General features: G+C 40.2%; 15 protein-coding genes. 8 read left to right on the forward strand and 7 right to left on the reverse strand.

Annotated features, from left to right (window positions below):
* Nucleotides 1–177 precede the first annotated feature (177 nt).
* Nucleotides 178–4332: a beta strand repeat-containing protein gene (locus CDC37_RS21835; protein WP_096625089.1), complete on the reverse strand. Its 4155-nt coding sequence runs from the start codon at nucleotides 4330–4332 to the stop codon at nucleotides 178–180.
* A gap of 469 nt (nucleotides 4333–4801) precedes the next feature.
* A complete protein-coding gene (locus CDC37_RS21840) occupies nucleotides 4802–6961 on the reverse strand; it encodes a PhoX family protein (protein ID WP_096625091.1) in 2160 nt (719 codons plus the stop codon).
* Between the two features lie 901 nt (nucleotides 6962–7862).
* On the opposite strand from CDC37_RS21840, the gene CDC37_RS21845 reads away from it, so the two are divergent.
* The 8 genes from CDC37_RS21845 to CDC37_RS21885 all read left to right on the forward strand — a co-directional run bounded on the left by CDC37_RS21845 (nucleotide 7863) and on the right by CDC37_RS21885 (nucleotide 17850).
* Nucleotides 7863–8372: a hypothetical protein gene (locus CDC37_RS21845; protein WP_096625093.1), complete on the forward strand. Its 510-nt coding sequence runs from the start codon at nucleotides 7863–7865 to the stop codon at nucleotides 8370–8372.
* Between the two features lie 128 nt (nucleotides 8373–8500).
* On the forward strand, nucleotides 8501–8869 hold the full coding sequence (locus CDC37_RS21850) for a hypothetical protein (protein ID WP_096625095.1): 369 nt from the start codon (nucleotides 8501–8503) through the stop codon (nucleotides 8867–8869).
* Complete coding sequence (locus CDC37_RS21855; protein WP_096625097.1) at nucleotides 8823–11564, forward strand: hypothetical protein; 2742 nt, start codon at nucleotides 8823–8825, stop codon at nucleotides 11562–11564. Before CDC37_RS21850 ends, CDC37_RS21855 begins: the two co-directional genes overlap by 47 nt.
* A gap of 1 nt (nucleotide 11565) precedes the next feature.
* Entirely contained in the window at nucleotides 11566–12516 is a 951-nt protein-coding gene (locus CDC37_RS21860; protein WP_096625099.1) for a hypothetical protein, read from the forward strand.
* A gap of 227 nt (nucleotides 12517–12743) precedes the next feature.
* Nucleotides 12744–13727, forward strand: a complete 984-nt coding sequence (locus CDC37_RS21865; RefSeq protein ID WP_231943513.1) for a hypothetical protein — start codon at nucleotides 12744–12746, stop codon at nucleotides 13725–13727.
* Nucleotides 13728–13972: 245 nt separating this feature from the next.
* The gene (locus tag CDC37_RS21870) at nucleotides 13973–14770 is read left to right on the forward strand and encodes a hypothetical protein (protein WP_096625103.1); all 798 of its coding nucleotides are present in this window, start codon (nucleotides 13973–13975) and stop codon (nucleotides 14768–14770) included.
* A 37-nt stretch (nucleotides 14771–14807) separates the two neighbouring features.
* Nucleotides 14808–15473 carry a hypothetical protein gene (locus tag CDC37_RS21875; RefSeq protein WP_096625105.1) on the forward strand — a complete coding sequence of 222 codons (666 nt, stop codon included), beginning with the start codon at nucleotides 14808–14810 and terminating at the stop codon, nucleotides 15471–15473.
* A gap of 754 nt (nucleotides 15474–16227) precedes the next feature.
* Nucleotides 16228–17850 (forward strand): TrbI/VirB10 family protein, encoded by a 1623-nt coding sequence (locus CDC37_RS21885; RefSeq protein WP_096625109.1) that lies wholly within the window; start codon nucleotides 16228–16230, stop codon nucleotides 17848–17850.
* A gap of 246 nt (nucleotides 17851–18096) precedes the next feature.
* On the opposite strand, the gene CDC37_RS21890 is transcribed toward CDC37_RS21885, so the two are convergent.
* The 5 genes from CDC37_RS21890 to CDC37_RS25045 all read right to left on the reverse strand — a co-directional run bounded on the left by CDC37_RS21890 (nucleotide 18097) and on the right by CDC37_RS25045 (nucleotide 23583).
* A complete protein-coding gene (locus CDC37_RS21890) occupies nucleotides 18097–19101 on the reverse strand; it encodes an ATP-binding protein (protein WP_096625111.1) in 1005 nt (334 codons plus the stop codon).
* A 71-nt stretch (nucleotides 19102–19172) separates the two neighbouring features.
* Nucleotides 19173–20960 (reverse strand): variant leucine-rich repeat-containing protein, encoded by a 1788-nt coding sequence (locus tag CDC37_RS21895; RefSeq protein ID WP_096625112.1) that lies wholly within the window; start codon nucleotides 20958–20960, stop codon nucleotides 19173–19175.
* 748 nt (nucleotides 20961–21708) lie between these two features.
* Nucleotides 21709–22560 (reverse strand): class I SAM-dependent methyltransferase, encoded by an 852-nt coding sequence (locus CDC37_RS21900; protein ID WP_096625114.1) that lies wholly within the window; start codon nucleotides 22558–22560, stop codon nucleotides 21709–21711.
* A 76-nt stretch (nucleotides 22561–22636) separates the two neighbouring features.
* A complete protein-coding gene (locus CDC37_RS24585) occupies nucleotides 22637–23293 on the reverse strand; it encodes an IS630 family transposase (RefSeq protein ID WP_330220810.1) in 657 nt (218 codons plus the stop codon).
* Nucleotides 23191–23583, reverse strand: a complete 393-nt coding sequence (locus CDC37_RS25045) for a helix-turn-helix domain-containing protein (RefSeq protein ID WP_096619923.1) — start codon at nucleotides 23581–23583, stop codon at nucleotides 23191–23193. Before CDC37_RS25045 ends, CDC37_RS24585 begins: the two co-directional genes overlap by 103 nt.
* Between the last annotated feature and the right edge of the window lie 8 nt (nucleotides 23584–23591).

A 23591-nucleotide genomic window follows, 5' to 3' on the forward strand; every position in this document is an offset into this window, starting at 1 on the left:
TTCGCTTCATAGAACGTGAGTTCGATGAACCTCACCCCAACCCCTCTCCGACTTCACAGAGGGACAGAAAATCCGTAGTTTTCAATCAAGAATCAATTCTTTCAAAACCTCTGTTCCCAAGAAAAAGAGCTTTGGAGAGGGATTCTTTGTATCTGTCGAATTCACGTTAATAGACTACTAGGGACGGGTATTAGTGATGGCATTTCCAGAAATATCTTCTGGACCGGTTTGTCCTTCTACGTAAATACCCTCACCAACGGCGTTGTTAATGGTGTTATTTCTAATGGTAGTTCTCCCATTTACACCTTCAACACCGATACCTTGAGCATCTGTGGTGTTGATCCTATTCCCAGTAATTTCCACATTTGTTCCGGTATTTTCGGCATAATTACCCACACTGATACCCCGTCCGCTGGTATTCATGATGGTGTTACCCAGGATGGAAATACCACCAGTGCTGGAGTTATCAAATAGTTCGATATAAATACCGTCGGAGAAATCATCAAATCGGACATTCGTAATCTGGTTATTAACAATATTCAATCGACCTCTGCTATTGTCGTTCAATTCGATTCCCACCCCTGCTAAGGAAGTATCCTGAATGGTATTACCCGTAATAATCAAATTGTTTAACTGGGAATTATCTGTCAGGCTAACTTCAACTCCAAAATCCCCACCATTAACGGTATTATTGTTCGCTTGAGCATTCGCGCTTGCATTACCTGTTAACTCAATCAACGCACCACTGGAATTATTGCTGATTTGGTTATTGGCGATCGCAATTTCCGTATTCCCAGATTCGTTACTAATGACAATACCTTTCCCTTGATTATCGCTGATGGTATTGCTATTCAGATTTACCCTACCAGTGGTATCAACAAGGATCACACCATCGCTGGAGGCATTTTTCACAGTATTATTACTGATATTAGTAGTGCCATTCACACCTTCGACAGCGATACCTTCCGCTGCAGTTTGATTGATATTGTTACCGATAATTCCAATATTCATACCAGCATTATCAGCATAATTACTAATACTGATTCCCCTTCCGGTGGTGTTGCTAATCGTGTTATCGGAGATGGAAATACCGCTTGTAGTAGCACGATTAAATAGTTCTACATAAATTCCATCGGATAATTCATCCAATTGCACATTGCTAATGGTGTTATTGGCAATGTTAACCCGACCTTGACTGGTTTGGTTAAATTCAACACCAATACCCGCTAATGGGGTATCACTGATGGTATTACCGGTGATATTGGTATTTACAGACGCATTCTCAAAAACTTTAACTTCTACACCAACGGAATTATTGCTGATTTGGTTATTGGCGATCGCAATTTCTGTATTTCCAGATTCATTGCTAATAGTAATACCGTTTCCTTGATTGTCACTGATGGTATTGCTATTGAGATTGACACTACCAGTGGTATCAACCAGGTTAATACCGTCTTCAGAGGCATTTTTGACAATATTATTGCTAATATTAGCGCTGCCGTTCACACCTTCAACAGCAATACCGTTCCCTTGACTATCACTGATGGTATTGCCATTAAGATTGACACTACCAGTGGTATCAAGCAGATTAATACCGTCTCCAAAAGTATTTTTGACGCTATTGTTATTAATGCTGGTAGTGCCGTTCACATCTTCAACAGCAATACCCTTCCCTTGACTATCACTGATGGTATTGCCATTAAGATTGACACTACCAGTGGTATCAACAAGACTAACACCATCTCCGGAAGTGTTTTTGACAGTATTATTACTGATGTTAGTAGTGCCATTCACACCTTCGACCGCAATACCTTCAACATCTGTTTGCTCTACGGTATTACCATTTATCGCCAGGGCAATGCCTGAATTTTCAGTATAATTACCAACATGGACACCCCGTCCAGAAGTTGTCGTAATTGTGTTATTGGAGATGTTAATACCACTGGTTTTGGCATTATCCTGTAAGTCTACGTAAATACCATCAGATAATTCATCTGCTTGGACATTATTGATGGTGTTATTTGTAATATCCACAGAACCTTGGCTATCTTGGTTAAATTCTATCCCAATACCCGCCAAGGAGACTTTCTCGATACTATTGTTGCTAATCTCAGTATTAACTTGAGCCTTGTTGAATAAACCTACTTGTATACCTTGGGAAATATCTTCAAGGCTACCAGTGATTGTATTTTCTTTGATTGTTAAATCATCTAACGAGGAGTTGTTGGCAGCATTGACATTAACCGCAACACCCTTTCCTGTGATTTCGTTACCTGAGATGAGAACCTTCTTCGCTGTTGCGTTCCCAGTTAAGTCTAATTTCACACCATTAAGGTTATTTTCAAGCAGGTTATCAGCGATCGCAATGATGTTGGCATCACCAGATTCCTGAGCGATATTAATGGCGCTACCTTTGTTATCACTGACAAGATTGTTGACGATGCTGACATTACCGTTGGGATCAGATACACTGACACCAATATTGGCTCCTTTAGTTACTCCATTGCCAATAATATTAGTAGTTCCACTTATCCCTTCAACAACAATCCCTTCAGCACCCGCTTGGTCAACGCTATTACCAATAATACTTACATCTGTGTTAGTTGAATTATTATTACTGTCAGGATAACTACCAACACTGATACCCCGTCCACTAGTATTAGCAACGGTATTGAATAAGATATCAACTTCACTGAGTGCAGCTGTATTGTACGCTCCGACGTAAATGCCATCGGATAACTCATCTAACTGGACATTACTAACGGTATTGCCAACAATTAAGACCGAACCTTTACTTGCGTCGCTAAATTCAACACCAATACCCAATTGAAGTGCATTGTTGACGGTATTACCCAGAATACCCGCATTCATCTCTGCACTACCGGAAGCACTAACTTGAATTCCAGCAGTACTATTTTCCAGCGAGTTACCAGCGATCGCAATGTCGGCAATACCAGAATCGTTGTTAATAATAATGGAATTGCTACCAGCACCGTTAAGGGTATTACCAAGGATATTTACCTCACCAGTTGCATTGAATAGGTCAATTCCTTCAGCTTTTTGAATCTGGTTATTGATAATATTCACGTTGCTAACATTCTCACCTCGTACCCGACCATTGACGGTAAACCCTACTAAGGAGGTGTTATTCCCAAGGGTGACATCACCTGCAATTGTTGGTTGAACTCCCTGACCAACAAAAGGTAAGGGGACTACAGGAAGTTCTCTATCTGTAGTTTCTATTCCGATTCTACCGATAGTGGAAGCAACTTCAGTATCTGTGGGTATGGTGAAGCGAGGTACAGTGCTATCAGGGCTATTGGAGCGAATATAGATTAAACTACCAGGTCTACGTTGTGCATCACCCACAGCTTTCTGGAAATCCCCAAAACTATAGGGAGACTCCTTGGTACCATTACTATTGCCATTGTCAGCAACGTAAATGATATTCCAAGGTTGATTGGTTTCGGGATTAATTAAAGCTGTTCTACTGACTTTTGTTGTGGTTGCGATCGCAGTGCGTCTTTCCAGGAAATTACCCATCCGTGACCAATTTTCACCCTGCTGTTTCCCTTTGGTTGTACCACTACCGGGGAAACTCACACCCACACTCAAAACTGCTCTAGTATCGAACAAAGCATCATTCTGCAAGGATAAATTTACCCCCACAAAACTTGTCGGACGCGCTTCTACACGAGCTTTCCAACCAAAAGCTTCCCTACCAGCTGCCGAAAAATAGTAAGCACCTGCATAACCGCGTACATCACCGCTACCCAAATTGGCAATTTTCGTACCAATTTCCGCATCAACTCCATGTAAACCCAATTCAAACACCCGTTGAGCAAAAACGCTATTACCAGTAAACACTGGTATTGCACTACCAACTTGTTGACGACTATCCCCTAGGGGGATATAGGCATTGGTGCGGAAATCCCATTTACCTAAAGTTTCAAAACCAACACCTAACTGTTTAAAATAACTGTTTGCTGTATCACGAGCATCGTAACCAATATAGACACCGACAATCCGGTCATTTTTTTGGTCATAAACCCGGTGTCCTACCAACCCATGTCCACCCATCTTGGAATCACTATCCAAGAACAGACGACCCTGAACAAAGGTGACGTTATTCCCAGGATTCTGAAATAGGGGAATCAACAAATCTACACTACCCAAGGATTCAAAACCAGCTCCTTCAGTTGTGTACTGAATCCCAAACCGAGGTGAAACAACGGCAGTTTCCTGGGATTTGGTTTCTTCAGCCATAGCAGATGCTGTCAATGCCAATAGCCAAACGGCAGTTAAATAGGCAACTTTGGAAAACTTATTCATGACATCAATGTAAATAAAAATCTCACACCAAATGCACCAACTTGATGATTTACAGTATTGTGAAGTCCCACGTTTTGAATTAATTCATTGCGATCGCGGTTGAGGAAATTTTCGCAAGAATTATTTTCTGAACAAATTCAAAAAATAACACTTTGTGTGATAGACTACTATTATTGTGGGCGTACTATGTCTTCAAACCAACAAATACCCTCTGACCACTAAACAGGTTTGCAACAAAATTTACAAGGATATTTTATCCTTGACTATAGCAGACGATTACTCACGTTACATCCGTCAGCATGACCCAATATCTGCTGGATAGAGCCAGACGAATTATTTTTTTTGTTTTTTGTTTGTAGAGACGCAATATATTGCGTCTCATGGTGCGATATATCAATCAATAATATTGCGTCTCATGGTGCGGATATATCGCGTCTCTACGTTTTTTTAGATACCCAAAAACCAGAAATTACAGTCCACCGATAATACCACCATCATTACGGGTAATTACCACCGTTGCCGAACGGGGACGACCGGATGGACCATAACCTTGACTATGGGGCCAATTGCTGGTTGCAGTTGGATTCTCTGGACCAGAGCCTTCACCGGGGTGTTGAATATTGATGAACATGGTTCTACCATCGGGGGTAGAGGTGACACCAGTGACTTCGCAGTCCATTGGACTGGTTAAAAACAGTCTTACTTGTTTGGTATTGGGGTCAGCACACAACATCATATTGCTACCAATGTTAGCCAAATCACCTGCACCATCTCCTGCGTGGTCAGTCTGAATCCAGAGACGACCAAAGTCATCAAACCACAAACCATCGGGTGAGCTAAAGTCATCACCTTGAACATTACCTTTGAGGTTGGCTTCACTTCTTGTTTTGTCACCAGCTTGAACGAAAATATCCCAGGTAAAGCTGGTTGCGGTGACGGTACGTCCATTTTCCCGCCAACGGATGATGTGACCATAACGGTTATCAGGACGGGGGTTAGCCGCATCCACAGGAGGACGTGCAGAACCACCAGCTGTTGTACCATTAGGATTATTTACAGAAGCAGGATCTGTACCGCGACGGCTGTTATTGGTCAGGGTACAATAAACTTCAATTTCCTGGAATCCGTTGATCCGGGGACGAGCAGCAGTCCATTCTGGACGATCCATCATGGTTGCACCCACGCGGTCTGCAGCTTGTCTGGTTTTAATTAGTACTTCTGCTTGGTCTCTGAAGCCGTTTTCTGCAGTTAGACCATTTTGTCCGTGAACCAGGGGTAGCCACTGACCTGTACCATCAGCATTGAACTTAGCTACGTAGAGGATACCGTCATCTAATAAGTCACGGTTTGCGGACCTTGCTCTGGGGTTGTAGGGACGGGAACAAACAAATTTATAAATATACTCGTTACGCTCGTCACAACCCATGTAAATCGCAATGCGGTTTTGAGCATCCACCACGTACTGAGCGCTTTCGTGTTTGGTTCTTCCGAGGGCAGTCCGTTTTACTGGTTTGCTTTGGGGGTCGTAAGGGTCAACCTCGACTACCCAACCAAATAAATGGGGTTCAAGGGGATTGGTACGGTTATTGAAGCGGGGATCAACCCTATGCCATTGATAGCCAAATCCGTTCTGGGTGACACCATAACGAGCTTGTCCTGCGAGTATTTCCGCATCGGGAATTCCTGGAGTGGAAACCAATGTTTCACCATTATGACCAAAATAACCATTCCAGTTTTCTTCACAGGTGAGGTAAGTTCCCCAAGGGGTGTAACCATTGGCACAGTTGTTTAGGGTTCCGTAGGCGGTAAAACCGTCATTGACACCAATTTCGATGGAACCGGTGGGGGTGATGTTAAATTTCTTGGATTTTAATAAATTACTACCTGCTGCTGGTCCAGAAATCCGCATTTCTGTATTCGCAGTGAGACGGCGACCATATTGGGAATTGCGTTCCACAGTCCAGCGATTACCAAATCTGGTTTTGGATACTTCAAAAATGGAGACACCATGAGCAGCTTGGGATTTGCGGACTTTGGCAATGGTGACTGGATTTAAACCTTCAGAACCGTGCATAATCTGTTCATGGGTATACTCATGGTTGACACAGAGTATACCCCTATTAACTGTTGGTCCTTGATTTCCAACCCGTCGTGCAGTTCTACCGGTGAGTTCCCGTCCTCCTTGAAGGGGGAAGAAATGCATCCCGTCAGAGTGCATACCGTACTGTTTTTCCTGTGCAGCAGCATCTTGGGTTGCATCCGCTAACCAATCGGGAGCACCAGGCATAATGGGGTCTCCCCAAGCAATCAACACTTCGGCTTTGTAACCGTTGGGGACGCTAACCAGGTCTTTTTCTAATTTACCTGTAGCTGGATTGAGGAGATTCGGTTTAATACTTTCAAAACCAATGCCTTGGAATCCTTGACTGGGGGGGATGGGAGCAGCTTCAACGGTTTGGAGGAAACCACCAACTGTCACATCTCCTAAAGCCGTTAATACGGAAGTTCCCACAGCAGTCATGATAAAGCGACGACGATTCATCCCCATCCGTTCAATCACGTCGCGGATGGATTCGTTACCAGAATTATTGAGCGATACGTCATTCTTGGGGTGAAAACGACCTTTCATTCCAATTATTCCTCTCTTTCAGGTTTACAGATTTGCGATCTGGTTCTCAATTTAACTGGGTAATTTGGACAATAAAAGTGACAAATTTTACGTGAGTTAATTACTTGCTGATTAAATTCACTGACACTGGATGAGAACCGTAATCATTTTATAAAGACTATTTCGATGTATGGGGGTCTGCAAGTGTCACAGATGAATACACCTTTTACTTAGCATCATTGCTGATAGCAATAACAATGCCAATCTAAGACCCAGAGATTAAGAAAAAGTAATGTAGCTATTAACAAATTAGATTTTTATTTCATATCTGCTAAATTGATTAAGGCAAGATTATTGTTTATTTGTGTTGTTTAAAATATCTACGTCTCTGGATAGTATATTTGTGGCTTGGATGAGAGTAAGGGGCAATTCAAGATATCCTGAATTGAGAGCAAATCCCTATAATTTTCGGGGATTAGGGAGTAGTGAGTCGGAATTAGAAGGAAATCATAATGGGTGACTTAAAGCTGATAAATTACTGCTGACAGGGAGAAGAGCGACTTAGCTTTCTCTCCACAAATATTAAAAATATTAAAGAAACTAGCCCACACAATAGAAAGTTCCTGGAAATAAATTCAGGATATGGGAGTAAATATTATCCAGAGTTTCACCTCCTGTTAACCTATATTTAATCTCCCCCTGTAAATGTATGACTTTAGGTTAATTTACATAATCAAATTTTGTGGAATCAAAACTTAATCATGAGTTTGGGTTAGGATAATGGAAAAGTAGCCCTGGGAAAAAAATATTATAATTGTACCCATCTACCTATCTGGGAATGGGAAGAGAAGCGGTGAATTGAATGAAGCTGATATCGTGATGATTTTGAAAAAGAAATAGAGAATTTAGATATTAAAACATTATGAAATTCAGATCCAACTACCTATCGTCAGGCTTTTTCCTGTTAACCTGTGCCATTTTTGTGATTGCGATCGCCAGTCATGGTTTGAGTTTTGCTTTTTACTTATTAATTGGTTGTTTGCTGAGTGTAATTATTCAGGTATGTGGTGAACAGATTCAATGCTCTCGTCAAACCATAGTGATTGCTCAGACCATCGTGATTGCTGGTGTGTTTAGCTTTTTCTGGTTGGATTATTTCAGCTTGAGTGCAGATGCACAATTTTTTGGTAAAGCGGAAACATTTTTTAAAAACACCTTGACCCAGGGTTCTCAGGGGGATGCTAGTGGTGCGGTGAGTTTAATTTTTAATGTGTTGCGAGGATTGTATTTACTGTATATTGCAGTGGCTTTAATTGGGGTGATTAATGCGGTGCGACAGGATGAAGATTGGCAAGTGGTTGCTCGAACTCCTTTACTAGTAGTTATTGCTGTGACAATTGCAGATGTGTTGACGGGTTTTGTGATTGGGTAGGATAGTTGAGAATACGGTTGATAGGAGACAGGAGGAAAGGATGGGGAGATATTTACATTCCCGTAGAGACGACCCGTCGGGTTATCTCTACCACCCGATTCCCGATTCCTTACTCCTAATTAAAAAACATGCAAGACGACGATAAAGAATTTCGACCTGTGAATCAAATTTTGGGAACTCAGCCTTCCCTCGGACCAATTCCTGCGAATCAAATTATTCCTTGGACATTAATTGGTTTAGGCTCCTATTTTATTATTAATGGATTTTTGGGGGGATTATTTAGTAGTGAATGGCAAAAATGGCTGTGGACTTTTTTGATTGCGGGTTGGGGAATGGCGACTTGGTGGATATTAAGTGGGGGAAGGAGTTGGCGGTTTTTAAGTAAGTTTGTGGGTGTCCCCAAATGGACGCGAGGAATGGCGAGGTATCGGAGTTTTCTAGGCTTTTATCATGAAGGAAAAAATCGGAAAACAAAGCGTCAATCCCGCAGAAGGTAGATTAACACCCTTTGAGGATGGATTGCATTTGGCGACGATGTTACAAATTGCTATGCATGGTCGTGATATTGGTGCGTATATTTTAAATAAAAATGCCCAAAATGATAAGTTGTGTTTTGTGTTTGGGTTTGATTGTCGAGGAATCCATACGACTTTAAGAGCAGAGCAAATTAATCAGATTTGTCAACAAATTGAAGCGGGTTTAAAGGATTTACCGGGGGAGGAACGAATTACTTTTCATTTGGGTTCCTTTGCTGGGGATATGCAGCGTCAGCGGGAATTGGGGGAACTAGTAAAAAATACGCGATCGCGGGATATTCAGTATTTATTAACTTCCGAAAGAGCGCGGGTGAGAAGTTTGACGCGGGAGGGTATTCGCAAGCCGAAATTTTTACGGATTTATGTCACTTATACAGTAGAACCAGATAGTGGTGCGAGTGATGATTGGATTGAGAAAATCATAGCAAAAGCAGAGAATTGGTGGTTAAATTTTAAGGGGGAAAGTTTAGAAAGGGAAACTCAACGCATCGAAACGATTGTGACGAATGCCTATAATGAGGGGTTTCGACGTTGGGAACAGGTATTAGCAAATAAAATGGGTTTGGATATTCGTCCCCTAACTGCACAGGAGTTATGGAAAGAGATTTGGTGCAGGTTTAATCCCACTCCAGTGATGGAGATTCCCCAGTTATTGATTTGGGATGAAAATGGGTTGCGGGAACAAATTTATTCAGAGTTAGCTAGTAGTAAATTACTGTTGGAAAATACCCATAGTACGACTTTTTTAACTGAATCTAGCGTTCCAGTGGCAGAGAGGAAATGGGTACGGGTTAAGGGTAATTATGTGGGGGTAATGACGTTTTTAGAAAAGCCGGGGGGATGGGCGAACAAAACTTCCCAATTACGGTATTTATGGGAATTATTAGCTAGGGATGCAGTGGTGGATACGGAGATATTTTGTGAGTTAACTCCGGCAAATCCAGCAATTGTGAAAGCGACTTTACAACGGGTTTTGAAACAATCGAATATGACGGCAAAAATTGCCAAGGAAAAAAGTAATACGATTGATGTGGGTGCGCAGTTAAAGTTACAAAAGTCGATTGCTGCACAGGAAAAAATCTATGAGGGTGCAATTCCCATTTATACAGGAATTGCGATTTTGGTGCATCGTCCTAATATAGAAAAATTGGATGAGGCTTGTCGATATATTGAAAACTGTTTTCAACGACCTGCAAGGGTGATTCGGGAAACAGAATATGCATGGAAAATTTGGTTACAAACTTTGCCAATTGTCTGGGAAAGTTTATTAGCAAAGCCCTTTAATCGACGACAGTTATATTTAACAAATGAAGTTTGGGGATTGATTCCTTTAGTTACCACCCGTGCTGGAGATAAACGGGGATTTGAATTGATTGCGGATGAGGGGGGAAGTCCCATTCATATTGATTTATTTAATCAACACAAAAATTTGGCATTATTTGCTACTACTCGTGCGGGAAAGTCCGTATTAGTATCAGGAATTCTCACCCAAGCCTTAGCCTATAATATCCCCGTGGTGGCTTTAGATTTCCCGAAACCGGATGGAACATCCACCTTTACCGATTACACCCAATTTTTGTCAGAATACGGTGCATATTTTGATATTTCCAATCAAGCCAATAATCTATTTGAAGCCCCTGATTTAAGATTATTATCCCCTGAAGCACAACGCGATCGCTTTCAGGATTTTTTCGCTTTTTTGGAATCGGCTTTGATGACGATGGTATTAGGAAATACCAGTGAAAGCCAGTTACTATCGCAAACGGTGCGTTCTTTGATTAACCTGGGATTGACGGAATTTTTTGCCGACGAAGGTATACAATCGAGATATGCGATCGCCATCGAAAAAGGTTTTGGTTCACCGGAGTGGGATAAGACCCCGACCTTAAAGGATTTTTTACCCTTTTGTTCCCGCGAACAGTTGCATTTACATAGTACGGGAAAGCGGGTTGATGAAGCTTTAGAAGTGATTAATTTACGCTTGCGATTTTGGTTACAAAGTCGGGTGGGACAATCAATTTCTGCACCGTCGAGTTTTCCCACGGATGCGCAATTATTAGTGTTTGCACTGCGGAATTTATTGGATAGTGAGGATGCAGCTTTGTTATCTTTAAGTGCATATGCTGCTGCATTACGTCGCGCTTTGAGTAGTCCTGCTTCCATATTTTTTATTGATGAAGCTCCGATTTTATTTGAATTTCCGCAAATCTCGAATTTGGTCGGAAGATTATGTGCAAATGGTGCAAAAGCAGGGGTGAGGGTGATTTTATCTGCTCAAGACCCGGATACGATTGCAAAATCAAGTGCAGCATCGAAGATTTTACAAAATTTGACGACGCGGTTAATAGGACGCATTCAACCTGTTGCGGTGGATAGTTTTATTAATATTTTGCGCTATCCCCGTGAGGTGATCAATCAAAATGCTTCGGAAAGTTTTTTCCCCAGAAAGGAAGAGATTTATAGTCAATGGTTGTTAGATGATAATGGAGTTTATACCTACTGTCGTTATTATCCGGGTTATGAACAATTAGCGGTAGTTGCAAATAATCCAGACGAACAAAGTCAGCGTCAGAAATTCATGCAGCAGTATTCCGATAAGTATGAGGCTATTTCCCGATTTGCTCAGAATTTAGTCATGAAAATTCGCGGAGGTTAAGATGAAGGGTAAATTAAATTTTCGCTCTTTGAGTCAGGATGGTGGGGATAAACGGAAATATGTGAGATATTTTTGGCCGATTTTATTTTTACCAATTTTCGGATTGATGTCTGCTCTTCCTAGTTGGGGAAATTTAGGAAATGTGTGGATCGAATTTCAATCCTATGGGAATGATTTCAGGAACTATTTGAGCAATCAGGTAAATAGCAAATTTAACCCATTTCAGTCTACTATCAATACAACTATCAATAGTGCATCGGGGGAACTAAGAGTACCGAATCCCAATACAACTAACCAAGAAGTCATCAATCAGGTGAGTCAATATCCTATCATGGATAAATATGAAAATAATCCGGTTTTAAGAGCGCATAAAATCAATGGGATTCTCGATAGGGAAATGACCAGAGGAAGAATGGAGGGGACCTTGGGGAGTGGTGGACAAGCTCGTAGTCGCAATGTTTTAGAAAATACGCAAAATTCCGTACAAAAAGTGAATTTAGGAGTAGAAACAGCTACTACTAATAAACAACAAAAACAGTTAGAAATTCAAGCAGCAGCTAATTCTCTTGGGGGATTGAATTTAGACAACCTAAATCCGGCTGGTTCGGCTTTTTCATTGCTATTAAATAACCAAGCAAGATTAGCTCAGTTGACCTGGGAAGGATTGGCAGATTTAGAATTACAAAATTTGAATATTCAACAGGAACAAACTAAAATTATGGCAGCTAATTTGGGGATAAATAAACAGATACAGCAGGATTTACAATATACCAATTTAAATTTAGTAAATATCTCTACTGAAGTGGAAGATATGAATCGCGATCGCCGGATTGAAAATGCGACTGCTGCTGCTAGATTATTAAGGGCTGCTAGTCAGTCAAGTTTATTACAATCAGGGGAGAATATACAAGGAGAAAATCCGGAAAATTTGCAGGGAGTAGGAAGTAGGTAATAGGGAACAGTCCGTGACTGGAGTAGTAGGAAAAACCACCCATGACTCCAAGCTAATCACTCACTTGTGAGAAATACAGATTATGACTTACTTGTGAAAAAATTTAGCTTGAGAAGATATTAACTAAAGATATTAGGATTGTAGAAGGAAGTAGGGAGTCAGGAGTGGAGATTAATTATATTATTTTAGCTCAAACAGCAGCAGACAACCTGCTAGAAAATGGCTCCATGACAGTCCAAAATTTAGCAGCTAATTGGGATAAACAATGGTTAGAATTATTGCAAACGAATACAAATAATAATATCTATGGCGCATTAACCAGATTAGGAATTTTTTTGGCAGTGGGGACATTTTTGATATTCATGGCTCAATGGTTGCGAGATGTCTTAGAAAACGAATATTCTCGTCCCATATCCTCCCTAATTATGCCATTAATAGTTGTATTATTCCTTGCGAATCCAGGGAATGGAACAGCTCTTTCTAACTTAACTCTGGGAGTGCGCAACTTTTTAAATACCATTAATCAACAAGTTATTACTAGTACCAATAATAACCAAATATATCAACAAGCGATTAATCTGAGTATTGCGGAGGATGTGGTGGGTGCATTCCTGCGTCCCTGTCAATCCTTGAATGGAGAACTACAAAATCAATGTTTAACTAAAGCCAAGGAAAAAATCGATCCCCTGTGGCAAAGTTATCGTAATCAATATGGAACTCAACCCTGGATTAATCGTTTAGAAACCCAAGTAAATCAAATCGTTTTTAATACCTCTCCAGTTTCAGAACTGGAATTTAATGCCTTGTTGGGTTCGGGTTTACAAGTAAGTATTAAAAACCTGTTAATCTCCAGTCAATTTGCTTTCCAGAACCTGATGGAAGCGACAATGCTACTAATTGCGGTTCTTGGACCCATTGCTCTAGGTGCGTCCCTCTTACCAGTAGCAGGAAAACCCATTTTTGCTTGGATAACTGGATTTTTTGCAGTTGCGATCGCCAAAATTTCTTTTAATATTATTACTCTAATTACAGCGACAGTTGTGGTGAATACATCAGCCCAAAGTGTGAATGAGAATATGGATTTAACTTGGTTTTTAATTTGTATTGGTCTTCTAGCTCCCATTTTATCATTAGTGATTGCAGCTTTAGGAGGAATCGCCACATTTAATGCTATTAGTTATTCGACAACTTGGATTAAACAAAGGATTTGAATGGGGGGATATAATACAGAAGACAGAAGGTAAAAAGAAGATGGAAGAGAGAATTATGATTTTCGGTAGATAATAAAAATTCATTTTGATGATATCAAAGCTTACCAATTTAAAGATGAGTTTCGATTAATTTATAAAAAGTTGATTTTCCCAATTACCAAAATGTCTTTTTATTTAGGTTACATATCTGATAACTAAAAGCTCTATACAAAAAATCAAGAAATATATATTGACAGAAAATAAATATGACAGGAATACTTCCCAAACACAAACCACAAATTAACTTTCTGCAAATCTTTGCCCTAATTACCCTGGGTCTAAATATATTCACCCTGCTCATCATTCTGTATCAAGGACTGATAATTCGCAATATCACCAACCAAAAACCACCGACATTTATTGAACTCATTAACGGTCAACCAGGGACATCAAATCATCAATTACAGCGAAACCCGGAAGCAATTCGTCAATTTGTGAGTACCACCATGACCGCAGTATTTAACTGGACAGGAAATTTACCACCCCAAACCATTGAAGATGTCACAAATCCCCAACCAGATTCCGGAATTACAGTAAAAACACCCCAAGGATATAATAAAAAAATAGCGACAAGCAGTTGGGTTGCAAGCTTTGGTTTAAGTGAAGATTTTCGTCAGGGTTTTTTAGCACAAATAGCGGATATGACACCTGCGGAAATTTTTAGTCGCGGTTCCCATCAAGGGGTTACTGCACAATTAGTAATTCAACGTGTTTATCCTCCCGAAAACATTGCACCGGGAAATTGGCGCGTGGGAATGGTTGCGAATATTGTTCAACAAAGAAGTGATAAGCAGAAAATTCTTACCCCTTTTAATAAAGATTTTTTAGTGCGTGCAGTGGATAGTTTTGAACATCCTTTAGCAACAGAAATTACACCCTTACAACAAGCCATATATAAACTGCGATCGCAGAAGTTAGAAATCTACGAAATTACAAATTTATGTTTAAATGATGTCTCAAATCGCTGTCAAGGTTTACTCAATAATCATCAATTTACAAATTAATGAGCACCTTATTTAAATCACCCCTATATCCCTGACTATGCGTCTAATTCACCAACCACAAACATCTAAATCAAATATCCTTCCCCTATTTACGGTATTGATATTTGGCGTTAATTTACTAGCATTAACATTATTAATTTTTAATGCTTCCATGTTAAATCGAATTACCAGTAGATTACCTCAAGTATTAGGACAACTTGCTGACGGAAGGGGAATTACCCTTGCACCCCAACCCCATAGTCAAAGACATCCGGAAAGTATTCGTCGCTTTGTTGGTGAAACTTTAACCTTAATGTTTACCTGGTCAAAAAACCATCCTCCACAAACAGTCTTGAATTTTAGTTTGGGATTATTAGCACAGAATTTACACAATCGACTCCTGTCAGAAATTAGTCCCGAAGGTAGGGGTGATAATATCGAAAGTGTTTTTCTCATTCAAAGTATTTCTCAACCCCAGGAAATGAAGACGGGTGTATGGCAATTAACTGTAAAGGGGAGAAGAATTATTTTTTTAAATCAAGATAAAAATGGCGAAAGTCAAAATTGGCAAAAAAATGTCATAGTTGAAGTTGTGGAGAGTTCACCCATTCCATTAACTAAACCTGTAAATTCTTTACACCAAGCCGTCCATGAGTTGAGTAAAATGCAATTGAGCATTGTGAATATTTGTGAGGTTGGAGATAAAAATTGTATGCTAAATTAAGTAAAAAAACAAAGCCTGTATTTCAAGCTAATTCCTTAAAATTAAAGGGAGTAGGAAGTCGTGATAATAAAATAGAAGGAAAATCAATCTGTCAATCAAGGTTTATAAATTACTCGCTATCAATCCAGGATATTTGGAGAAAAAATCATAGGGATAGTCCGTAGAAGGAACATCAATCCGTTACTAAAGGCTTACAACTTACTCGTGAGAAATCCAGGTGTCCCATATGTCACAAAAATTCTGATTTTTGGTTTTTATAAAGCTCCTATAGCGCTGAATTTAACGATTAAAGTCCTGACTACGAATTTAGAATAATATGCTAGTACCACGCGGCGTAAATACGCCTACCTTTTCCCTCGTACCCATGCTCCGAGTAGATGCGGAATCTACGAAGCTCCTACCTCGTGAATGAAGGCAGTATAGCCCTCGCTGACTGAGTGACCACGCAGAGTATAGTCACTAGATAAAAGTTGTGACTAACTTAATACTAGGTTTATTTCCGCCAACCTGTACTAGTTACGTAAGTCTTGTTTAAATCACTTGGTGAGAAGTTAGGTATTTGAGATTTTTGAGAGAAGTTTCTAAAATAATCTCGTCCAAAACCCGATGAGTCAGATAAGTTTTTAAAAATACCTTTATAACTAACACTATGGAAACAGTAATCTTAATGAAATAAAATTCACTGACGACACAATGATTTTGCCAAAAATACCCTGACCTCAAACCGATAATCACAAGATAAAACCCAAAGATTATGAATAATTTATCCACATCCCCCAACCCTTCCCAGACCAATTTAGAATCTGAATATACCCCCGAAGATTGGCAAAAACACCTCGCTAATTTAGTCGGTTTTGAAGATGACTTAGATGATGTTAATGATAACTTAGAAATAACAAGCCACAATCACAGTCATCTGGTTCCCCTGAATTCTACCCCCGACGAAGATGTCAATAACTCCCCCAAATCATCCAAATCCCTAGCAGCAAATCCCCTAGCAAAAATTGCTGTTGTCGGTGGAGGAACTCTGATTGCAGTGATGATAATGGGTATATTTCTGTCCCAAATTATGGGAGGTGGTGATAACAAATCCTCCCTCCCCAATCCCTTAACTACACCAATTCCAGAACCACAAATTACTCCCCTCAATCCCCAAGCAGAAATAGAGGTTTTAAAAACCAAATTAGCCTTATCTGAACAAGCAAAAGCTGTAAAATCAGCCCAAATGCAACTCAGAACCTTGCAATCTCCACCCCAACCTGCAACCACAAATAATATCAACAATAACCAAAATAATAGACCGACCTCCACCCCCACAACCACCCAACCCCAAACACCTCCACGGGTAATTGTCCAACGGGTTCCCACACCAACACAAACTGTCTACGTACCCAGAATCGTCACCGTTGAAAAGGAAAGAATTGTCCAGGTTCCTCAACAAGTCCCTACCCAACCACGAATATCACCCCCCCAATCGCAAATTACCAGCATCTCCCCCACACCAACATCAACACCAACACCGACATCGACACCGACACCTATTATCGCTAACACACCAATAGCGAATATACCTAGACCAACGACCCCAAATGCTAACAGAATTTTAAACCCCGAGGACGACCTGGATACAACCTCCCCAGAAACCCCACCCACTCCAGTTCAAGATAATTTTGCCAATAATAATACTCCCAGAACCCCTTCCCCACTTCAAACTGCTTCCAATACTCGTAGAAGCGTTGCTATTGGTACCAGTGCTAGAGGAGTTTTGGCGATCGCGCTTTTCGGTGAATCCCAAAAATCTCCGACAGCAAGAGGTAATAATGACCACACCTTCGTAATTCGTCTCACGGAACCTTTGAAAAACGGGGATGGCAGTATCGCTTTACCAACAAATACCGAATTACTTGCCCAAATTAGTAATATTACGGATGGAGGGATGGTACAGTTGCAAGGGAAATCGGTAATTATCAACCAAAATAATGAAAGTCGGATGATTAACTTACCAGAAGGTGCAATCCGGGTAAGCGCACCCCAAGGGAAACCATTAATTGCAGAACAGTATCCTAAACGGGGGAGAGCGATCGCGGGAATGGATGCAGGATTATTTGTACTGGGAGGAATCGGTAAAATTGCTGAGTTATCCAACCGTACCGATTCCCAAATTATTACCACCGCAGGGGGAAATATTGTGAGTCAGAACAATCCCCGCACTAATATTTTGACAGGAGCTTTAGAAGGAGGGATGAATGCCATTGTACCCCAAATCACCGCCCGCAATCAACAAGCGATCGCGGAAATGAGTAGACGTGGTAATATTTGGTTTATGCCTGCGGGTACAAGGGTGGAAGTTTTTGTGAATCAACAATTACAGTTTTGAATTAGTTGGGGAATAGCCATCATGTAGGGAAAGTCCTTTCGTAAATCCTCCATATCCTTCCGATTCCCGACTCCCTATTTTCCAACGATTCAATCCCCATATCCCAATACAGTTCAGTTAGACTTAAAAGCCTGATTATTGGGTAGGTTGGGTGAAGAGGTAGAAAGAACCTCGTGGAATGCGTCCCTACGCGGAGCATAGGGACGAGATCAGGGTTGGGGTGAGGTTCATCGAACTCACGTAATTTTAGGCAATTAACTCTTGAAACTCTTGAAAAAATTTCTGTAAATCACTATTTTGTTTCAACAAATTAGCCAATTGTCCCAGTTGTCCTTTTTTACGCATAACTTGAAATAAATCGGTAGCAAATAATTGCACCCATTCCGGGGATGCAACCTTACTTAACCACAGGAAAACATTTTGAGCTTGGGTAATATTTTCGATTCTGACACTCAAACCAATTGTGGTTGCATACCTAGCACTGGGTTCTTTGGGAAAGGGAATATTTTCTCCTTCTCCAGCCAAAATTGGGGTGAGATTTGGTAAATTTTCATACAATTCGAGAAAGGTTCTAAATTCAGCAGCAGCTCCCTTTCCAACTGCTGGTGAAATGTCTAACCCTGCTGTATGGAGTTTGCTGGCCATTTCCCAGGTACGGGGAGTCGGGAAAGCTACCTGTTGGGTATTGCTGTCTTGAGCGTGTAGTAAGCTGGTGCGGAAAGAGAGAAAAGCGATGATTTCTTCATGGAGATTTGCCGCGAGGGCATAGGCTTTAAAGCTGTCAAAATCGGCACTTACTTCTAAATGTAAAAAGCGATTGGCAAGGGGGGAAGGCATATCAAAAACGGCGGCTCGGTCTTCTTTGCGGTTTCCAGCTGCCCAAATAAACCAGTTAGGCGGTACTGTATAACTACCTACACGACGGTCTAAAATTAACTGTTGGGCTACACCTTGCATCGCGGGTGGAGACATATTCAATTCATCCAGAAATAAAATACCCTGACCATGATGAGGTAAGAATTCGGGAGGAAACCATTTAGAGATACCTGCTTCCGCAACGGGTAAACCGCGTAAATCGGTTGGTGCAAGTTGGGAAAGACGAATATCAATAAATTCCAGTTGATTGTCATTTGCAACTTGCTGAACAATGCTGGATTTACCAATTCCGGGAGCGCCCCAAATCATTATACTCAGGTAAAGACGATTCTGAATAATTTGGTTGAGATAGGCTTTGAGTTCAGATGGTGTCATGGTTGTAATTAGTAATTAATGGTGAATAGAAAAGGTGAAAATTAGATGGTTTATTTGGTGATTTAGACTACTTATTCACTACGATTTTGCAGATTATGCAAAGCAGCTTGACTGACTTTGATATCGTGATCTTTGGCTAATTCTTCCAAAGTCGCTGAGTGGGTATGGGGATTTTGAGCAGCATAAAGTCGGTCAGAAACGTTGTAACTTCTGGCTAATTGATTGAGAATTTGGGTGCGGATGACGGGAGATGTATTCAAATGACGCACTACTAACCATTCATATCCTCCTAAACGAGCAAGATGAGCTAAAGCTTGAGCAGGTGTGTTGGGATGACGAGCAACCAAAGAAACGCAATACCAATCCAACACCAACAGATTTAAAGCTGCTGGAGGAGCGTGAGGATTTTTGGCGATCGCTTGACGAATTTCTGGTTCTGGGTCTTGAGCTAGGTCGGTGAGAACTTTGGGGTCGGTGTTATGGTTTTTCGCAACTTCGCAACGAACCAGATAGGAAGGATCTTTGGCTAAATTAGCCAAAATATCTGGGGGTAAATTGGGGTTTTGTGCAATCCAGGGACGAAGTTGGGGGTGTTTTTCCGCCCAGTTCCTCAGTATATCTACGGGGGTGTGGGGGTGTTTAGCGACAAACTTATGGACGGAAAGACGGGTATCAAAAGCTAAACGTTGGAGAATACGCTCAAGGGTGCTATTGTCCGTGTGATGATGACGAGCAATGAGAATTAGTAGGTCATGATCATGGGTTTGTGCGAGTTGGTCTAGGAGGTGGGAAGGGGTTACAGGATTTTGCGCGATCGCATTTTTGATTTTGGTAGATGCATCGATCAGAATTTGTTCCAGAACGGGGATGGGTACCTTGGGGTTTTGAGCGAGAAAATCATGTAAAGCTTGCTCATTAACAGCTTGTTCCAGAATGGGGGTGGGGGTATTGGGATGAGCTGCAACTATTTGTCTGATATGCAGTTCCGGGTGGGTAGATAGTTCGGTGAGTAAAGTGGCAGAAATACTGTGATTTTGGGGGAGGATATTCATTGCATAGATGCGATAATCCATTGCTAAAGCCACAAACAGGGGTTTAGGTAGATTTTCTCGCATCGCGATCGCCCGTTTAATTTTGAATTCACCACTAGCTAATAATTGGGACAGGACTGCAATGGGTGTATGGGGATGCTTTGCAACGGAAACGTGTAATTCAAGACAAACATTCCAATTTTTATCGGTAGAATCAGCAAGTATCGTCAAGACCGATGGGGGTGTATTATCTTGTTTGGCTAGGTGTAATTTAACTGGTATCGGACTATCTTTGGCCAAAACTTCTAGTATTTCCAGGGTGACATCTCCCCTTTGGGAAATACAAATGCCAATCCGTACATCATCATGACTACGGGGAATAATTTGGTGTAAAATTTCAATACTAGTTTGGGGATGACGGGCTACAAAATAAACAATTTCGGAATTGGGATGCACTGCTGCACCTGTTAATAACCAACTGGGGACTTCTTTTAAAGTCAGTAGTTTACGTAATGTCCAATAGGATATATCAAGAGGTAATTGGGGGTTTTCTAGTAATAGTAAATCAAGAATTGGATTCGCAATAAATTCTTGCGGAAATTCCCCCGCTAACTCAAAGAGAATATCCTTGGGTGTATTGGGATTTTTGACTAAATTTTCACGAATTTTTATATTATTAATAAATGATAATTCTCTGAGTAATTCTGGTGTCGCACTGGGATTTTTGGCAACAATGATAGCCAGTTCAATACTTTCATGGGCAAGTTGACTTAAAATCTCCGTCGGAGTATTTTCATCTTCAGCTTGTTCGTGGGGAAGTTGCGACATAGGTAATTGCTTAATCCGTATTTTCGATATGGTTTATACATATAGGTATAAACCGCTAATTAAGATAATATAATTTTAAAAAATATCAAATAAATATTGACCGAAAGAATAATCGTGGGGATACAAATTAAATAAAAATTTTGACTAATGTTGAATGTATTACAAAACCCACATTTCTCACAAATCCCTCACACTTTCAGAATGTATTAAGATAATCAACCTGTAACTCCATACTTACAACTTACTTGTAAAAAATACAGGCAAAGAGTATTTCCATCAGAAAAGTAAAAATACTAAATCCTGTAAAATCATCAACGGAATTTCTATCCCCTAATATTCAGTCAGGAATTAAGGAAAGCTACGCTACAAAAACTTATATAAAAGGGAACAAAGAATACCCAGATTTCTCACAAACTTGTAAAACTTTTAGGGATTAGGGGGAAAATCAACCCATTACTCAGCCCTCATTGCTTCCTCGTAATAAATACAGGAATGGGGAACTTTTAACAGAGGTATCCTGAATTATTTTTACAATCAAATATAAGTCCTCATATTTATTGGTGAAGCTAGTTACCGATGAAAATGAAAACGTTTACACACAACTAAACAAGCAGTGTCAGCTTCAGCACAAAGTATCTAGATACTTCATTTCTGACTTGTAAAGTCAGTCGGGAATGGGAAAAATCAACTTTGTACATGATAACTTCCCATTTCCTATTTATCAGCGAGATAATCAACAGTATTACAATTAAATTTTTCTGGCAATCACAAAATTTAATAGTGCATTACACCAAGCTTGATTTGCCGATGTTTCTATCCCTTGAATTGCTTCTATATACTTGGATTTACACTCTTGAATTTTCACTTCCGATAGGAAATTCACTTGATAACCAAAAGCATTTTGACTATTGATTTGCCACATTCCTTCTGCATATTCAAGAGTGGGAGTAAAATACCAACCAAAATCTTCACAAATAATTTTAATATCCTGAAATCCAGACTGATATACATGAGCGTAGCACTTTTGGGGGGAACCCAGTAATTCATTGGGATTGGGTATTTCTACTCCGTAACTAGCAGCTACCTCCCGAAAAATTATGGATGGGGGAAAAGCCTTTTCTTCCCATGCATTAAATGCTAAAGTTCCACCCGGTTTTAACAAACGATGACATTGCCGCAAAAATTTCGGTATATCTGCTAAATAAGCAACGGCTAGTGAACAAAAAACCATGTCAAAACTATTTTCCGTCCAATAATTTTGCTGTTGCTCTTCGCTAATTTCCTCCACATCAGCCTCAATAAATTCCACATTTGTTAAACCTAATTTAAACAACTTTTCCCTCGCGGTCTGCAACATTCCCACAGACATATCCACACCAATCACACGACCCTGCGCACCCACAATTTTTGCTGCGGCGATCGTCACATTACCCGTACCAGTAGCCATATCTAAAATTGACTGTCCTGGTTGAAGATTTACTAACTCTACTAATCGCTGACCAACTGATACGTGAAAACGACCATTATCGTAGTTTGTGCGGGAATTAAAGTCTTTGATAATTTGTTGTTTATAAGTTGTGGTATTTACACTTGTTGGCATATAAAATGATTGCTCCCTGAATACAGTAAATTATTTGCCGATCAATTGCTGTGAGAATATACAGCAGATTCGAGGTTTATGAGGTACAGTAGCAACAATTAGTAAACCAATTTTTTAGATGCTTTGGATCAACTAATGTCAGTGCAATTTTAATTAAACCATCAACTACAGATGCACTTTTAGGAGAAAACTGTTTTAAGAACGCTTTTAATTGTGACCACCAATGTTCAATTGGATTAAATTCAGGGGAATAAGGAGATAGATAAAGAACACTTGCTCCTACAGATTCAATCAAAGGCTTAATCTCTTCGACTTTATGTGCTGGCAGATTATCCATTACAACGACTGCACCAACCCATAATTGTGGAAGTAAAAAATGCTCTACAAAAACTTTATAAGCTTCTCCATTCATTGAGCCATTTAAAGTCATCACAGCTAAGACTTTTTTGAAGCTAATTCCTCCAATTACACTTATTTTTGCACCTCGGTAATATGGTTTAAAATCATAAGCTCTACTCCCGCGATCGCTTCGAGCATGAGTTCTAGTCAAACCAAGCAAAACACCCATTTCGTCTATAAACACAAGGTTTTCTGGGTCTATGTGTTTTACTTTCTCCCAATATTCTAATCTCAGTTTTTGGACTCTTTCTGTTTTCGCTTGGCTGCTACGTAAAGTCTTTTTTTTCGAGTTAATTCTTGTTTTTGCAATGCACAACACATCACACTTGCACACACCCAAATGTTATATTTTTCTCCAAAATACTCGCAATATTCCAATAAAGTTAAATCCGGGTAACTTTGAACCATTTCTGCTAATTCGCTACCGTAATCATCTAGCTTACCCTTCATTGCTCCACCTTGCTTTTTGGGTTCTAGATGCCCTTCCAATCTTTTTTGCCTGATTAGCTTCTGCACATAGCTTTTTGCTATACCAAACTGCACAGCTACTCCTCGAATTGATGTATCACCCTTTTCGTAAGCACTTACTATTTTTTCTCGTAAATCGATTGAGTAGGGTTTCATTTTAATTT

It is taken from the genome of Calothrix sp. NIES-3974, assembly GCF_002368395.1.
Taxonomy (GTDB): domain Bacteria; phylum Cyanobacteriota; class Cyanobacteriia; order Cyanobacteriales; family Nostocaceae; genus NIES-3974.